The 15369-nt window shown below is 68.2% G+C and carries 15 protein-coding genes; 4 read left to right on the top strand and 11 right to left on the bottom strand.

The genetic code is table 11. The features are described from left to right. Window positions 1–170: 170 nt before the first annotated feature. A complete protein-coding gene (locus L810_RS15835; RefSeq protein WP_021159299.1) occupies window positions 171–1550 on the top strand; it encodes an MFS transporter in 1380 nt (459 codons plus the stop codon). A gap of 65 nt (window positions 1551–1615) precedes the next feature. Here the strand turns inward: L810_RS15835 and L810_RS15830 are convergent, their stop codons facing one another. Next, a complete protein-coding gene (locus L810_RS15830) occupies window positions 1616–2341 on the bottom strand; it encodes a site-2 protease family protein (protein WP_021159298.1) in 726 nt (241 codons plus the stop codon). Beyond that, window positions 2338–3300: a DUF2167 domain-containing protein gene (locus L810_RS15825; protein ID WP_042974906.1), complete on the bottom strand. Its 963-nt coding sequence runs from the start codon at window positions 3298–3300 to the stop codon at window positions 2338–2340. The genes L810_RS15830 and L810_RS15825 overlap by 4 nt, the downstream gene beginning before the upstream one ends. A gap of 194 nt (window positions 3301–3494) precedes the next feature. Between L810_RS15825 and L810_RS15820 the strand changes: the two genes are divergently transcribed. Both L810_RS15820 and L810_RS15815 read left to right on the top strand, forming a co-directional pair. Then, window positions 3495–4343: a helix-turn-helix domain-containing protein gene (locus L810_RS15820; RefSeq protein ID WP_021159296.1), complete on the top strand. Its 849-nt coding sequence runs from the start codon at window positions 3495–3497 to the stop codon at window positions 4341–4343. Window positions 4344–4730: 387 nt separating this feature from the next. Next, complete coding sequence (locus L810_RS15815) at window positions 4731–6542, top strand: YadA family autotransporter adhesin (RefSeq protein WP_021159294.1); 1812 nt, start codon at window positions 4731–4733, stop codon at window positions 6540–6542. Window positions 6543–6707: 165 nt separating this feature from the next. On the opposite strand, the gene L810_RS15810 is transcribed toward L810_RS15815, so the two are convergent. Then, a complete protein-coding gene (locus L810_RS15810; protein ID WP_042974904.1) occupies window positions 6708–7334 on the bottom strand; it encodes a LysE family translocator in 627 nt (208 codons plus the stop codon). 155 nt (window positions 7335–7489) lie between these two features. Between L810_RS15810 and L810_RS15805 the strand changes: the two genes are divergently transcribed. After that, window positions 7490–7954 carry an Lrp/AsnC family transcriptional regulator gene (locus tag L810_RS15805; RefSeq protein WP_042974902.1) on the top strand — a complete coding sequence of 155 codons (465 nt, stop codon included), beginning with the start codon at window positions 7490–7492 and terminating at the stop codon, window positions 7952–7954. On the opposite strand, the gene L810_RS15800 is transcribed toward L810_RS15805, so the two are convergent. The 8 genes from L810_RS15800 to L810_RS15765 form a co-directional block, all read right to left on the bottom strand. Continuing rightward, a complete protein-coding gene (locus tag L810_RS15800; RefSeq protein WP_042974901.1) occupies window positions 7951–9327 on the bottom strand; it encodes a dihydroorotase in 1377 nt (458 codons plus the stop codon). The two genes, L810_RS15805 and L810_RS15800, sit on opposite strands and share 4 nt — an antisense overlap. Before the next feature lie 3 nt (window positions 9328–9330). Next, window positions 9331–9891, bottom strand: coding sequence for a gamma carbonic anhydrase family protein (locus L810_RS15795; protein ID WP_021159293.1), 561 nt, complete (start codon window positions 9889–9891; stop codon window positions 9331–9333). Beyond that, window positions 9891–10469, bottom strand: a complete 579-nt coding sequence (locus L810_RS15790; protein ID WP_021159292.1) for a 6-pyruvoyl trahydropterin synthase family protein — start codon at window positions 10467–10469, stop codon at window positions 9891–9893. Before L810_RS15790 ends, L810_RS15795 begins: the two co-directional genes overlap by 1 nt. After that, window positions 10463–11383 (bottom strand): GTP cyclohydrolase FolE2, encoded by a 921-nt coding sequence (gene folE2 / locus L810_RS15785; protein ID WP_042974922.1) that lies wholly within the window; start codon window positions 11381–11383, stop codon window positions 10463–10465. Before folE2 ends, L810_RS15790 begins: the two co-directional genes overlap by 7 nt. A gap of 58 nt (window positions 11384–11441) precedes the next feature. After that, window positions 11442–12650: a zinc metallochaperone GTPase ZigA gene (zigA, locus tag L810_RS15780; RefSeq protein WP_060194046.1), complete on the bottom strand. Its 1209-nt coding sequence runs from the start codon at window positions 12648–12650 to the stop codon at window positions 11442–11444. A gap of 135 nt (window positions 12651–12785) precedes the next feature. Next, a complete protein-coding gene (locus L810_RS15775) occupies window positions 12786–13997 on the bottom strand; it encodes an acyl-CoA dehydrogenase family protein (RefSeq protein WP_021159289.1) in 1212 nt (403 codons plus the stop codon). Beyond that, window positions 13994–14845, bottom strand: coding sequence for a hypothetical protein (locus L810_RS15770; protein WP_021159288.1), 852 nt, complete (start codon window positions 14843–14845; stop codon window positions 13994–13996). The genes L810_RS15775 and L810_RS15770 overlap by 4 nt, the downstream gene beginning before the upstream one ends. Before the next feature lie 54 nt (window positions 14846–14899). After that, window positions 14900–15369: methionine ABC transporter permease (locus tag L810_RS15765; RefSeq protein WP_042974898.1), on the bottom strand; the 470-nt coding region annotated here is incomplete at its 5' end.

Below are 15369 nucleotides of genomic sequence, written 5' to 3'. Positions count from 1 at the left end.
GATTCACGCGGGTCGTCGATCTTGCCACACAATGTGCGAATCCCTTATTGATTCGGCTCATGCCCAAATTGTGGGCGTTTCGCGTTGTACCCAACGGGAAAACCCGAGGTTTCCGGGGTCGGCCAACCCACATAAACTCCGCACCATGTCATACGACGACGTACATTAAAGTGCCTAATCAGACCACCCCTCGCGATCTTCCGCTCGACCTCGCGCGCACCGCACGCCGGACCGCCGTGCGCTACTGGATCCTGGCGATGCTGTTCGTCGTCACGACGCTCAACTATGCGGATCGCGCGACGCTGTCGATCACCGGCACGCCGATCCGCAAGGCGTTCGGCATCGACCCGGTGACGATGGGCTACATCTTCTCGGCGTTCAGCTGGGCCTACGTGCTCGCGCAACTGCCGAGCGGCTGGCTGCTCGACCGCTTCGGCGCGCGCCGCGTGTATGCGGCCAGCATCTTCCTGTGGTCGGCGTTCACGCTGCTGCAGGGCACGATCGGGCTCGGCGGCAGCGCCGCGTTCGCAGTGGCCGCGCTGTTCGCGATGCGCTTCGCGGTCGGCATCGCCGAGGCACCCGCCTTTCCCGCGAACGCGAAAGTCGTCGCGAGCTGGTTCCCGACCGCCGAGCGCGGCACGGCGTCCGCGATCTTCAACGCCGCGCAATACTTCGCGGCCGTGGTGTTCTCGCCGCTGATGGCGTGGCTCACGCATGCGTACGGCTGGCACCAGGTGTATCTGTGGCTCGGCCTCACGGGCATCGCGCTCGCGTTCCTGTGGCTGCGGGTCGTGAAGGATCCGGCCGACCATCCGGCCGTGAACCGCGCGGAACTCGAGCATATCGAGCTGGGGGGCGGCCTCGTGCGCACGACCGTGCGCGGCACCGACGGCCTGCGTTCGGAAGGCCGCCGCGTGGCGGGCTGGTACTACGTGCGCCAGCTGCTGTCGAACCGGATGCTGATCGGCGTGTATCTCGGCCAGTACTGCGTGAACGTGCTCACCTATTTCTTCCTCACGTGGTTCCCGATCTACCTCGTGCAGGCACGCGGGATGTCGCTGCTGAAGGCCGGCTTCATGACGTCGCTGCCCGCGATCTGCGGGTTCCTCGGCGGGGTGCTCGGCGGGATGCTGTCCGACGGGCTGATCCGCCGCGGCGTGTCGCTCACGCTTGCGCGCAAGATCCCGATCGTCGGCGGGATGGCGCTGTCGATGGTCATCATCGGCTGCAACTACGTCGACAGCGAAGCGCTCGTGATCGTGCTGATGGCCGTGTCGTTCTTCGGCAAGGGCATCGGCTCGCTCGGCTGGGCCGTCGTCGCGGATACCGCGCCGAAGGAAGCGATCGGCCTGTCGGGCAGCCTGTTCAACATGTTCGGCAATACGGCCGGCATCGTCGCGCCGATCGCGATCGGCTATCTCGTCGGCGCGAGCGGCTCGTTCAACGGCGCACTCGTGTTCGTCGGGCTGAACGCGCTCGTCACGGTGTTCAGCTATCTCGTGATCGTGAAGGACATCCGGCGCGTTGAGCTGCGGCATCGCGACGCGTGAGATTCGGCGATAAGAAGGAAAAGGGAAACGACGGCGGCCGCGTAACAGCGGCCGCCGTTTTTGCGTCAGGCCGCGGAATGCGCGACGCGCAGCATGTCGTGCACGCCGGACGTCATCAGCGCGAGGAACGCGAGCAGGCCGACGTAGCAGAGCGCGTACGTCGTCTTCGTCTCGATCGACGTCGCGTAGTACACGCGATTCTCCGGCGCGTCGGGATCGTAGCGCCATGCGCGCTTGAGCTGCGGCAGCGCGAGGATCGCCATCACGATCAGCAGCGGGCTCGGGCGGTACACGAACAGCGCGATCAGCACCGGCACGCCCGCGAACCAGATGCGCGGCGACAGCACCGCGGTGATCCGCCCGCCGTCGAACGGCGACAGCGGAATCATATTGAACAGGTTCAAGAAGAAGCCCGTGTACGACAGCGCGAGCAGCAGGTTGCTGTCGTAGTGGCGCGCGGCCGCGTAGCAGGCCAGCGCACCGAGCGTGCCGACGAACGGCCCGGCGAGCCCGACGTACGCCTCGGTTTCCGCGTCGTGCGGCATCTCCTTCAGCTGGATCCACGCGCCGACGAACGGGATGAAAGTCGGCAGCCCGACGTCGAGCCCGCGCCGCTGCGCGGCCACGTAGTGGCCGGCCTCGTGCACCAGCAGCAGTGCCACGAAACCGGCCGCGAACCGCCAGCCGTAGAACAGCGCATAGACCGCGATCGACGCGAGCATGGTGCCCGCGGACACGAGCACCTTGCCGAGCTTGAGGCCGCCGAAGATCAGCAGCAACAGCTTCGTCATTCCTTGCGCTCCGTGGCGGATGCATCGGACACGCCGGATGCGTCGGCGACGGCCGGCACCGCGGCCGGCTTCGGCTTGCGCCCGAAGAAGCGTTTCAGCGCGGCGCCGCCGGCCAGCAGCGCAACCGCGCCGACCTTGAAGAACTTCACCGCGAACGCGCCGATCAGCGCGAGCAGGCCGAGCTTCTTCGCGCCGACGCCGACGATCAGCGCCGCGAGGCCATACTCAGCGACGTGGTCGGTCGACTTGTTGAAGTCGGCGTAGCGCTTGCCGTCATTGAAGCTGATGTTCGACAGCAGCTCGTCGGCCGACGCCTTGTATTTCGGCAGGTCGGCGAGCGTCGACGCCATCGTCAGCGACAGGTAGCCGTCGCGGCCGAGCACGAGCGTCCGGTAGTTCACGCCGTCATTTTCGGCGTTCGGCGCGGCGCCCTTGTCGCGGATGATCGCGGACCAGACGAGCCGGTGCGTGGCCGCGTCATACGCGGGCGCCTTCGCCCAGCCGACCACCTCGGTTTCGGGCAGGCCGCGTTCCTTGCGCCCGGGGTTGTCTTCCTCGGTGCCGGCCTGCAGGCTCTTCAGCAGTTCGTCGGGTTTCCAGTCCTTCGCGTCGTCGTCGCGGATATAACCGCTCGGCTCGAACGACACGACCGAGATCCAGTCGGCATCGGGATCGTCGGGCAGCACGAGGCCGACCAGCCGGGTTTCGTCGATCGAGTTGCCCATCGAGCGCAGGTAGCGGCCGGCTTCGGCGGCCGGCACGAACGATTCGCCGGCTTTCAGCTTCAGCACGGCTTCGTGTTTCACGTCGATCTCGGTCGGGCCCTTCACGACCGCGTCGTTGGCGGCGGCAGCCGCGGCCCTCATTTCCACCTGCGCGGCTTCGGTTTGCGCGTGGGCGCTGATCGCGGTGAATGCAAGCGTCGCCACGCAGGCGAGCCGGACGGCAAGTTTTTTCATTGTTGGATTCCCCTGGAATGCCTTGTCGTAAATATGCACGGCGTCGGCCCTTGCGTTTTCAATCGCGGGTCCGGCGTCGTCTCTCAGTTGGCACGGGGGCTATGGTAACGCAGCGCCGCGACGCGCCCGGGGAGGCGCGATGCTTACGTCGCAGGTAATGCCCAAGGCACGCGGGATTGCCTATCATCTGCTGCATGAACCCGACCGCCGCCCTCCACTCGCCCTCCCCGTCCGCCGGCCGCGCGTCCGGCATCGGCCCGCTGCTGCGCACGTGGCGGCAACGCCGACGCCTGAGCCAGATGGCGCTCGCGCTCGACGCGGACGTTTCCGCGCGCCACCTGAGCTTCGTCGAATCGGGCCGCGCGCAGCCGAGCCGCGAGATGGTGCTGCATCTCGCGGAGCGTCTCGACGTGCCGCTGCGCGAACGCAATGCGCTGCTCGTCGCGGCCGGCTTCGCGCCGCTGTTTCGCGAACGGCCGTTTTCGGATCCGCAGCTCGATGCCGCGCGCCACGCGGTGGAAGCCGTGCTGCGCGGCCACGAGCCCTACCCGGCGCTCGCCGTGGATCGTCACTGGACGCTGCTCGCCGCGAACCGGATGCTCGGCGCGCTGGTCGCGCAGGCCGATCCGTCGCTGCTGCAACCGCCCGTCAACGTGCTGAGGCTGAGCCTGAACCCGGACGGCCTCGCGTCGCAGATCGTCAACTGGCACGAGTGGCGCGCGCACATCCTGCATCGGCTGCAGCGGCAGATCGATGCAAGCGGCGACCGCGCGCTGCACACGCTGCGCGACGAACTCGCCGCGTATCCGGCACCGGCCGGCCAGCCCGACGACACGCATGCGCGCACCGACTTCGCGGATATCGCCGTGCCGTTGCGGCTGCGCACGGCGGCCGGCGAACTGACGTTCTTCAGCACGACGACGGTGTTCGGCACGCCGGTCGACGTGACGCTGTCGGAACTCGCGATCGAGGCGTTTTTCCCCGCGAATCCGGAGACGGTGGAAGCAATGCGGGCGCTGGCGGACGCGTTGCCGGCGCAATAACGTGCGCAACGGAGCGTGACGGAAGCCGGCGCACGAACGCCGGCTTCCGCGCCATCACGGCCATGCCGGCCGCCGGCGCGCATTTCCGCAGCCGGATTTCCCCTGAAGCATAAAGATCGACCGCTACGGCAAACCCGGGCGCCCGCGCGTCCGATCAGAATGCGTCGTCGCATCTCAGGCTGCCGTTCCGGCACGCGCCAGCGTGCCGGAACACGTCAAACGACGCAGCCGCCCCTGCGCCGTTTCCCGCTCGGATTCATTCCGCCAAATGTCAAATTTGTTTAGTACATCTTTTCAATCGGATCGTACTCGAACCAAGGCGACAGGGAAATCGTGAGACGGACACGCTAGCCAAAACACAATTTTCATATCAAGCCCAGGAACAACATGAACAAGAATCATCGAGGGTCGGGGAATCCGGTGCAGCACGCGCCGGTGAAGTCGAAAGCGGCGCTGGCCATCGCCGTCAGCGCAGCGGTCGTCGCATTCGCGGCTTCCGCACCGGCGCAGGCTTCCTATGTGCAGAACGGCAATGCGATCGATACCGTCGCAGGCTGCTCGGACAACATCGCGATTTCGGGCACCAGTACGTATCCGGCCACGGCACGGGGCTGCGACAACATCGCAATCGGCCCGTCGGCAGTCGCCGATTCTGGCTCGTCGACCGGCGCGTACAGCGAAACCGTGGCGATCGGGCGGCAGTCCGTCGCAACCGGTACGCAAGCCACGACGCTGGGCGGCAATGCCGTGGCGAACGGCGACCATGCGACGGCAATTGGCGCGTTTGCCGGTGCGACCGGTCTCAACGCGACGGCGGTGGGCCAGGGCGCGGTCGCGAACGGCGCCACGGCGTCGGCATTCGGTTCGGGCGCGTTCGCCGTGGATCAATCGACGGCAGTCGGCCAGGGCGCCAGCGCCACCGCAACCTTCTCGACGGCGGTCGGCAAAGGCAGCAGCGCGGCCGGCGGCACGGCGCTCGGCTTCCAGGCCAACGCCGGTGCCGGCGATGCGGTCGCGCTCGGCGTCGACAGTTCGGCATCCGCGACCGGCAGCGTCGCGATCGCCCGCGCGACGGCCTCCGCGGTGAATGCGGTCGCCATCGGCGAAGGCGCGAACGCGGCCGACGCGAATTCGGTGGCGCTGGGTTCGAATGCGGCCACGCGTGCGGCAACCACCGTCAGCAGCGTAACGCTGAACGGCGTCGGCTACAGCGGCTTCGCGGGTACGCCGGTCGGCGTGGTCAGCGTGGGCAGCGCGGGTGCCGAGCGCCAGATCGTCAACGTCGCGGCCGGCGCGATCAGCGCGACCAGCACGGACGCGGTCAACGGTTCGCAGCTCTTCTCGATCGCCAATCAGGTCTCCACGCTGACGACGGATCTGGCCGCGCTCACGAACACCGTCGGCAAGATTTCGTCGAGCGTCCCGAGCGGCACGGTCGCGGACAGCACGGGCACCGCGATCGGCAAGAACACATCGGTCAGCGCGACGAACGGCACGGCGCTCGGCAACGGCGCGAACGTGTCGGGAGACAACGGGACGGGTATCGGCGTGAACGCGACCGTCACCGCAGCGAACGGCACGGCAACCGGCACGAACGCGACCGTCACGGCAACGAACGGCACCGCAACCGGCACGAACTCGACCGTCACGGCAGCGAACGGCACCGCAACCGGCGCGAATTCGAAAGTCACGGCAGCGAACGGCACGGCGATCGGAACCGGTTCGAATGTCTCCGGCAACAATTCGACAGCGATCGGCGCGAACAGCCAGGCACCGGCAAACAATGCGGTCGCCTTGGGCGCCAACTCGGTCGCGTCGCGCGACAACACGGTATCGATCGGTGCGCCGGGCGCCGAGCGCCAGCTGACCAACATGGCCGACGGCACCGCGCCGACGGATGGCGTGAACGTGCGCCAGTTGAACGGTGCAATCAACTCCGTCCGCGAGGAAATGTCGAAGTACCGCAAGGACTCGGATGCGGGCACCGCGAGCGCGATCGCGATGGCCAACATGCCGCAAGCCGTGCTGCCCGGCGAAAAGGTCGTCGCACTCGGCGGCGGCACGTACGGCGGTCAAAGCGCGATGGCGGTCGGTCTTTCCGTCGCGACCACGAAATGGCTGGTCAAGGGCTCGGTGACGACGGCCGTGTCGGGCCACGGCTCGATCGGCGCAGGCGCGGGCGTCGGTTATCGCTGGTAATCGGCCCGACGCGCGACGCATCGAGAAGCGCTTGCTCGATGCCGGAAGGCGTGCCATCGGTGCGACCGCGCCGATGGCACGGCAGCCACATGCGGCACGCCGTTTATCCGACGCGACCGGCCATGCGCGACCGCGCGCGACGACACGCGCACGAGCGCCCCGCCATCAGCGACGCTCGAGCGCCAGCTTCACCCCGAGCCCCAGCAGCACCACCCCGCTGACGCGGTGCATGCGCGTCAGGATCCGCGGGTTGCGGCGGATCGATGCGGACAGCAGGCCGGCGAACACCGCAACCGGCCCCTTGACGAGAAACGTCAGGCCCGCGAAGGTCGCGCCCAGCACGAACAACGACAACATCGGATGCGCGGCGCCCGCCGGCACGAACTGCGGCAGGAACGCCAGATAGAACAGCGCGACCTTCGGATTCGACACGTTCGACAGCGCGCCTTGCGCGAACGTACGCAGCCGCGATGCCTGCGCGCCGTCGCCGCTCGCGAGCGTCAGTTCGCCCGACGAGCGCAACAGCGTGATGCCGAGATACAGCAGGTACAACGCGCCGACGACCTTCAGCGCGGTGAACAGCCATTCGGATGCCTGCAGCAGCGCGCCCAGCCCGAGCGTCGCGAGCATCGTGTGCACGAGCAGCCCGACGCTGACGCCCGCCGCGGTCACGAGGCCCGCGCGCGTGCCGTCGGACAGCGTACGTGACATCACGAGCACCATGTCCTGGCCCGGCGTGACGATGATCAGCAGCGACGTTGCGATGAACGGCAGCCAGGATGGATGCGACATGGGATAGCTCCTGAACGGGATTGCCGGCGGACGGGAATCGCCCGGCCTGTCGTCGGATTATCGGCGCCTTCCCATGGAGATTGGATGCGTATTCGGCTACTTTGGCTATCGATTTTGGCGCTATTCTCTAGCATCCACCGCTTGGGTAGTCAAAAATGTCAATCAAACTGGATGCAATCGACCGGCGCATTCTGCGTGCATTGCAACGGAATTCGAACCAGACGAATGCCGAACTCGCGCAACAGGCCGGGCTGTCCGCCACGCCCTGCCTGCGCCGCGTTCACCTGCTCGAGGAACAGGGCGTGATCGACGCGTATGTCGCGCTGCTGAACCCGGCCGCCGTCGACCTGCGATTCACGGCGTTCGTGCGCGTCACGCTGGAGCGCCAGGACAAGACGACGGTCGAACGCTTCGCGCGCGAGATGGAGCAGGCGCCCGAAGTGCTCGAATGTCACCTGATGGCCGGCAGCTACGACTATCTGCTGCGCGTGATCGCCCGCGATCTCGACGACTACCAGCGCTTCCAGATGGAAACGCTCACGCAGATCGAAGGCGTGCGCAACGTCGAAACCGAGATTCCGCTGAAGCGCATCAAGCAGACGGTTCGCCTGCCGATCTAGGCGTCCAGGAACGTGACGGCCTGCCCCTGCGGCTCCCCGTTCAGCGCGCCGTCTCGCACCACGACCTGGCCGCGCACGACCGTATGCACGGGCCAGCCCGTGACCGCGCACCCGTCGTAAGGCGTCCAGCCGCTGACGCTGGCGATCCATTCGTCGCGGATGATCCGCCGCGCGCGCAGGTCGACGATGCTGAAATCGGCGTCGTAGCCCACCGCAATCCGCCCTTTGCCCGCGATGCCGAAGATGCGCGCCGGCCCGGCGCTGGTCAGGTCGACCAGTCGTTCGAGGCTCACGCGGCCCGCGTGCACGTGATCGAGCATCAGCGGCAGCAGCGTCTGCACGCCGGTCATCCCGCTCGGCGACTGCGGATAGGGCCGGCGCTTTTCGTCGCGCGTATGCGGCGCGTGATCGCTGCCGATCACGTCGACCACGCCGTCGCGAACGGCCTGCCACAGCGCATCCCGATGATGCCGTTCACGCACCGGCGGATTCATCTGCGCGAGCGTGCCGAGCCGTTCGTAGCAATCGGGCGCATGCAGGCTCAGGTGATGCGGCGTGACCTCGACGGTCACGCGCCGCCGGTGCCGCGCGAGCAACGCCATTTCCTCGGCGGTGGACACGTGCAGCACATGCAGCCGGCGGCCCGTCTCGGCCGCCAGCGCGACGATGCGCCGTGTCGCCTCCAGCGCGCTTTGCACGTCGCGCCAGCGCGGATGGTCGCGCACGTCGCCGCTCGCTTCGACGAGCGCCCGGCGTGCGCGCAGCCGCGCTTCGTCCTCCGCGTGCACGGCCATGCGCCGCCGCCCGTTGCGCACGATCCGGCGCAACACGGCTTCGTCGTCGGCCAGCAGGTCGCCGAACGAACTGCCCATGAAGACCTTCACGCCCGCGCAGCCCGGCAGCGCTTCAAGCGCCGGCAACCGTTCGGCGTTCGCGGCCGAGCCGCCGATGTAGAACGCGTAGTCGCACCACGCGCGGCCGCGCGCGCGTTCCAGCTTGGCCTGCAGATCCTGAGCGGTCAGCGTCAGCGGATGCGTGTTGGGCATCTCGAAGATCGTCGTGACGCCGCCGAGCACCGCGCCGCGCGTGCCGGCCTCGATGGTCTCCTTGTGCGTCAGGCCCGGTTCGCGGAAATGCACCTGACTGTCGACGACACCCGGCAGCACATGCAGGCCGCCGGCATCCAGGAGAACGTCGGCGCTCCACGTGCCATGCAACGCACCCAGCGCGACGACACGGCCATCCACGCACGCGACGTCGACCTGCTCGGCGCCGTTGGGTGTCATCGCCGTGCCGCCGTGCACGAGCAGGTCGACATGGCGTCGCTTCAGCGCGTCGGTCGCGCCCCCTTCACGTCGAACGGGTTCATCCATGGCTCAGAATTCGTTCTGGATGTGCTTGTAGCCCAGCACCAGCGCATTGTTCGTGCGCGCGACGTCCTCGGAGAAGTCGCTCGCGTCGGCCGTCACCTGCGGCAACGCGGCGAGATCGGTTTCCGGCCCGATGCGCTCGGTCGAGCGCACGTAGAAGCCCGGCGGCAGGTGGCAGCCGTCGACGACCGCGTTGTAGCGCACCACGCAGCCGTCGTCGATGGTGCAGTTGAACAGCACGCTGTTGAAGCCGACGAACACGCCGTTGCCGACCTTGCACGGCCCGTGGACGATCGCGCGATGCGCGATCGACGTGTGCTGGCCGATGGTGACGCTCGCGCCCGACTTCGAATGGATCACCACGCCGTCCTGGATGTTCGAATGCGCACCGATCACGATCGGCGCGATCCGGCCGTCGCCATCCGTTTCGTCGGCGCGGATCACCGCGTACGGGCCGATGAACACGTTCTCCTCGACGATCACGAGCCCGCACAGAATGGCGGTCGGATCGACGAATGCACTCGGGTGTATCTGCGGCAGGTCGCCGCGCGGGTTCTTTCTGATCATCAGGATTCCTGTCTTGACATCGAACGGCCGCGCTTGATCCGCTCGAACAGGCCCGGATCGCGCCACTGTCCGGCGATGGCCGGCGCGAACACGATGTCGTCCAGGTCGATGCGGCCCATGCGCGGGTTGAACGCATCGTCGCGAAAACACTGCGCGTAACCGGTCTCGGTTTCGTGAACGATGATCGAATGCAGCCGCACGCCGGCTTCGCCGTTCGACATGCGCGTGCAGGACAGCGCCGCATCGACGAGGCGAAAGAACACGCGCGAGAACTGCTCGGCGCTCGGCGACACCGGCAGCAGCACCCAGCGCTCGGAATGCCGGCGCATGCTCTCGACGTAGCAGGGATCGTCATCCGACCACAGCGTCACCGCGTGGTCGAACGCGTCGATCAGGTCGCGCACGTCGCCCTTGAGCAGCCCGAAGTCGTAGATCATCTGCCCGTGGTCCAGCGCGTGTGCCTCGAGCAGCAGCTCGACGCGATACGAATGGCCGTGGATCGAATGCGAGCAACGCCGCGTGCTGCAGCCGCGCACCACGTGCGCGTTCTCGAACCGGAACAGCTTGCGGATCAGCATGCGTCGGCGCCATCGCGAACCGGCGCGGCCCAGGCCACCGCGTCGTGCGGGTGCAGGCTTTCCAGATGGCGCACGTGCACGCGCGGTTGCGCATGGCGGCCGTCCAGCGCGGCCTGGATCCGGCGCGCGGCATCCTCGACGAACATCAGGTTGCCGCCGTTCAGCACCGCGAACGCCTGCTCGTCCGCGCGCTTGACGGCCGTCTGCACCGGCGTGCCGAGCGCGTGCTCGACGCGATCGATCAGGTCGATCAGCCCGAGCGTCGCGCCATCGGCCGGCAGCCCCGCGCTGACGACGGCTTCGCTACGCTGGCTGTGCGGCGTGGCCGCCGTCGCATGCCGTTTCAGCCACGCGGCGACCGCTGCCGGTTCCACGCGATCGTCGCGGCCGAACGCCGCCAGGAACGCCTGTTCGACCCAGTGCCGCGACAGCGCGGCCGAGCACGGGCACGTCGACGAATAGACGACCGTCACCTGCGCGCGCAGCTCGAACCCGGCGTCGGTCAGCGTCGCGTCGATCCGGACCGGATAGGCCTTCCACCCGGCAAGCCCGTCGGTCACCAGCGCGGCGCGGCGCGCCAGCAGGTCGAAGCGCAGCCGTAGCCGCGCACGGCGCGTGTCGCAGTCGCGATGGCTGTCGACCATCGCCTGCAGCACCGGCCGAAGGCCGGCCGGCGACAGCGCGTCGCCATCGCCGAGCCCGTCGAGCAGCCTGTACAGCCGCGACATGTGGATGCCCTTCACGTGCGGTACGGGAAGGTCGACCTGCACGTCGGCGCGCGCATGCACGTCGCGCCGGCAGCCGGGCTCGGCCACCGCAACGGGCAGGTCGATGCCCTGCATGCCGACCCATTCGAGCGGGCGGCGGCCCGGCGCGGCATCGGTCAGGGAGATATCGGGAAGGGGGGCATTCATGCTCGGGATCCGGTGGAGCGCCTTCTCCATCCGGATCGATGCAGGAAGCGCGTTCAGGTCAGGGCCAGTCGCGAAACGGGTTGTCCCACGTGGTCCAGTGTTCGGGGCCGGTGGCCATCTCGGCGTCGGTCAGCAGACACGCGTCGAAGCGCGCGCGCAGCGCGGGCTCGTCCATGTCCATGCCGATCAGCACGAGTTCCTGCCGCGCGTCGCCGACGCGCTCGTCCCAGCGGGCGCGGATCTGCGCGACGGCTTCCGCGTCCTGCGGCCAGCGCTCGGGCGGCACGGCCGCCCACCAGTGGCCGGCCGGCCCGTGCCGCGCGACCGCGCCGGCCTGCGACCACGAACCGGCGACGGTCGGATGGGTGGCCAGCCAATAGAACCCCTTCGAGCGGACGACGCCCGGCCATTCGCTTTCGACGAGCGCGAAGAAGCGCTGCGGGTGGAACGGCCGCCGCGCGCGGTAGACGAAACTGCGGATGCCGTATGCGTCGGTTTCCGGCGTGTGCGTGCCGCGCAGCTCCTGCAGCCAGCCCGGCGCGCGCGATGCTGCGTCGAAATCGAACAGGCCCGTGTCGAGCACGCGCTCGAGCGGCACCTTGCCGAATTCGGCGATCTCGATCCTCGCCCGCGGGTTGAGCCCGCGCAGCAGCGCGACCAGCCGCTCGCGTGCGCTGTCGTCGATCAGGTCGATCTTGTTGATCACGATCACGTCGCAGAACTCGATCTGGTCGATCAGCAGATCGACCACCGTGCGCGCATCCTCGTCGCCCATCGATTCGCCGCGCGACTGCAGGCTGTCGCGCGACGCGTAGTCGCGCAGGAAATTGAACGCGTCGACCACCGTCACCATCGTGTCGAGCCGCGCGACTTCACCGAGGCTGCGGCCGTCCTCGCCTTCGAACGTGAACGTCTCGGCCACCGGCAGCGGCTCCGAGATACCGGTCGATTCGATCACGAGCTGGTCGAAGCGCCCTTCGCGCGCGAGCCGGTCGACCTCGATCAGCAGATCCTCGCGCAGCGTGCAGCAGATGCAGCCGTTGCTCATCTCGACCAGCTTCTCGTCGGTGCGCGACAGCCCTGCGCCGCCGTCGCGGACGAGCGCGGCGTCGATGTTGACCTCGGACATGTCGTTGACGATCACCGCGACGCGACGGCCCTCGCGATTGTTCAGGATGTGGTTGAGCAGCGTCGTCTTGCCGGCGCCGAGAAAGCCGGACAGGACGGTCACGGGAAGCCGCGTGGACGGAGGGAGTGCGGTGCTCATCGGGCGATTCCGGAAGAGGACGTTGAGGAACGAATGATATATTGTATCGCAACGATATAACATATCATTTCGGACGTCCAGCATGCCGGCAGGGTGTTGTCCGGAGCAGGCCGCGCCCGCTCCGGTGTCAATCCGTCACGTATAGAGCGACGCCGGCGGCAATTCCCCGGTCAACGCGAACCGGCCGACGTCACGCAGCCGATAGTCGAGCGGATCGTGCAGCGTATGCGTGCGCGCGTTGCGCCAGAAGCGGTCGAGGCCGAGCGACGCGGCCGTCGCGCGCGCGCCGCATGCGTCGAACAGCGCCTCGCCGTTGTCGAGCGCCGCGCGCTGCGCGACGATCTTCGCCTCCGATACCGCGAGCGCCACCTCGGCGCGCTCGTCCGCCGTCAGCGCATCCTGCCGCGCCCACGCGCGCTGCAATGCGGCCGCCGCGCGATCGGCCAGCGCCGCCGCAGCGATCGCCCGCACGCGCATGTCGCCGAAGCGCTGCAGCGTGTACGGATCGTCGCTCGCCTGCGCGACCTCCGACTGTATCCATGGGCGGCCATGCTTCAGCACGTAGTCGCGCGCTTCCGCCAGCGCACCTTCCGCGAGCCCGACGAACAGGTTCGTCAGCACGAGTTGCGACACGAGCGTGCGCAGCGTCGCGCGCGGTGTCGGCGGCGCCTCGGAGCGGTGCAGCACCTCGTCCGGCGCGAGCGTCACGCCGTCGAAGCTCACGCTGCCGCTGTCGGTCTGGCGCTGGCCGATCGGGTCCCAGTCTTCGTTGACGGTGATCCCCGCGCGATCGGTCGGCACCACGCCGAACACGGTGCGGCCCGCTTGCGGATCGTGCGCGGACACCGTCATGCGCTGCGAGCCGCGCGTGCCCGAACAGAAGCCCTTCACGCCGTCGAGCCGGTAGCCGCCGTCGGGCGTCGCGGTCGCGACCAGCCGCGTGTCGAGCGGGTTGACCGCATTGCCCCACCACCAGCGATGCTCGACCGTGCCGCGCAGATAACGTTCGCGCTGTGCCGCGCTGCCCCACACGTCGACGCTCACCACCTGCAGGATCTGGAACCCGACCAGATGCGCGAGCGCGCTGTCGACGCGCGCGATCCGCCGGATCGTGTCGTAGATCGCCGGCCACCCGGCTTCCTGCCCGCCGAATTCGCGCGGCACCGCGAGCGTCAGCAGGCCCGCGTCGGCAAGCCACTGCTTTTCCTGCGCGGCGTGGCCGCCCGCGCGATCGCGCGCGGCGGCGGTTTCGCGCAGCGTTTCGATGACGCACGCCAGTGCGTCCGGATCGACGGCTGACACATCCGTTGCAGCGGCGAGCGTCGCCGGGCCGCGGGGATCGTTCATGCGACGGCTTCCTGTTCCTGGGTCGAGACAGCTTCCGACAACGGCACGAGTTTCCCCAGTTCGCGCCTGCCGGTCAACCGCGCGAGGATCTCGCGCCGCCAGTCGTCGTAGATCGCGCGGTATTCGGCGATATCCGCACCGAACACGTGCGCGGTGTGCGCGTACTCGTCGTGCAGGTAACCGTCGAGCCGCGCCTGCGTTTCCTCGTCGGCCGCGATCACGCGATCGATCAGCGCGTCGCGTTCGGCCGCCGGCAGCGCCTTCAACGTGTCGAACCACCACTGGACGATCTGCACGCGATGCCACTCCTCGTCCGGCCGGATCCGGTTCTCGCCATGCTCGCGCATCGCGCTGTCGCCGATACGGCCGGTCTTGCGCTGGATCCACAGCTTCGCGAGGATGTGCAGCTCGTAATGCCACTCGAACGCGAGAAAGCCCGCGACGTCGCGCACCGCGATGTCGCCGATGCGCGCCCAGTGCGCGGCGACGAGCCGGTCGATTTCCGGCAGCGGATCGCGCCCCGTCAGTTCGGTCACGCGCTCACGGCCGATCACCGCGTGCGCGCCGTCGTCGCCGAGCTGGCGCGACAGGATCAGCTGGAAGTGCGGGTCGTCGCGGAACAGCGTGTCGATCGCCTTCGCGACGACCTGCACGATGAACAGGTCGTGCGACGCCATCTTCGTGTAGTAGTCGGCGACGGCGGCCAGTTCGTCTTCGCCGCGCGGCTCGCGCGGCGGTGTCGCCAGCTTGTCCGGGAAGCCGGGACGATGGCGTCGCGCGACGTCCAGGAACAGCGCTTCCTCGAATTGTCCGTTCCATTCGCGCGGCGCGCCGATGGGTAAGGTCATGGGTATCGTTCTCTCAGGGTCTTCAATGAAAAGAGCCGGCGCTTGTGGCGCCGCTCAGGTACGCCGGGTCACGCGTCGGACCAGGCGGTCGCCCGTGATTTGCACGGCCGAAACGAGTGCGATCAGGATCACGATCACGGTCGCCATGACGGTCGTGTCGAAACGCTGATAGCCGTAGCGGATCGCGAGATCGCCGAGCCCGCCCGCGCCGACGGCACCCGCCATCGCGGTCGAGCCGATCAGCGCGACGACGGTGATCGTGAAGCCGCCGAGCATGCCGGGCAGCGCCTCGGGCAGCAGCACGTGCCAGACGATGTGGCGGCGCTTCGCGCCCATCGCGAGCGCGGCCTCGATCAGCCCGCGATCGACTTCGCGCAGGCTCACCTCGGCGATCCGCGCGAAGAACGGGATCGCGGCGATCGACAGCGGCACGACGGCCGCCCATACGCCGATCGTCGTGCCGATCAGCACGCGCGTGAACGGCAGCAGCGCGACGAGCAGGATGATGAACGGCGTCGAGCGGA

Source organism: Burkholderia sp. AU4i (assembly GCF_000466765.1).
Classification (GTDB): domain Bacteria; phylum Pseudomonadota; class Gammaproteobacteria; order Burkholderiales; family Burkholderiaceae; genus Burkholderia; species Burkholderia cepacia.
Note: the sequence above shows the minus strand (reverse complement) of the source record. Positions and strands in the feature narration are given on the sequence as shown.

Coding starts and splice junctions, on each gene's coding strand:
- L810_RS15830 (WP_021159298.1), bottom strand. CDS start 2,341: ATGACGAAGCTGTTGCTGCTGATCTTCGGCGGCCTCAAGCTCGGCAAG.
- L810_RS15825 (WP_042974906.1), bottom strand. CDS start 3,300: ATGAAAAAACTTGCCGTCCGGCTCGCCTGCGTGGCGACGCTTGCATTC.
- L810_RS15820 (WP_021159296.1), top strand. CDS start 3,495: ATGAACCCGACCGCCGCCCTCCACTCGCCCTCCCCGTCCGCCGGCCGC.
- L810_RS15815 (WP_021159294.1), top strand. CDS start 4,731: ATGAACAAGAATCATCGAGGGTCGGGGAATCCGGTGCAGCACGCGCCG.
- L810_RS15810 (WP_042974904.1), bottom strand. CDS start 7,334: ATGTCGCATCCATCCTGGCTGCCGTTCATCGCAACGTCGCTGCTGATC.
- L810_RS15805 (WP_042974902.1), top strand. CDS start 7,490: ATGTCAATCAAACTGGATGCAATCGACCGGCGCATTCTGCGTGCATTG.
- L810_RS15800 (WP_042974901.1), bottom strand. CDS start 9,327: ATGGATGAACCCGTTCGACGTGAAGGGGGCGCGACCGACGCGCTGAAG.
- L810_RS15795 (WP_021159293.1), bottom strand. CDS start 9,891: ATGATCAGAAAGAACCCGCGCGGCGACCTGCCGCAGATACACCCGAGT.
- L810_RS15790 (WP_021159292.1), bottom strand. CDS start 10,469: ATGCTGATCCGCAAGCTGTTCCGGTTCGAGAACGCGCACGTGGTGCGC.
- folE2 (WP_042974922.1), bottom strand. CDS start 11,383: ATGAATGCCCCCCTTCCCGATATCTCCCTGACCGATGCCGCGCCGGGC.
- zigA (WP_060194046.1), bottom strand. CDS start 12,650: ATGAGCACCGCACTCCCTCCGTCCACGCGGCTTCCCGTGACCGTCCTG.
- L810_RS15775 (WP_021159289.1), bottom strand. CDS start 13,997: ATGAACGATCCCCGCGGCCCGGCGACGCTCGCCGCTGCAACGGATGTG.
- L810_RS15770 (WP_021159288.1), bottom strand. CDS start 14,845: ATGACCTTACCCATCGGCGCGCCGCGCGAATGGAACGGACAATTCGAG.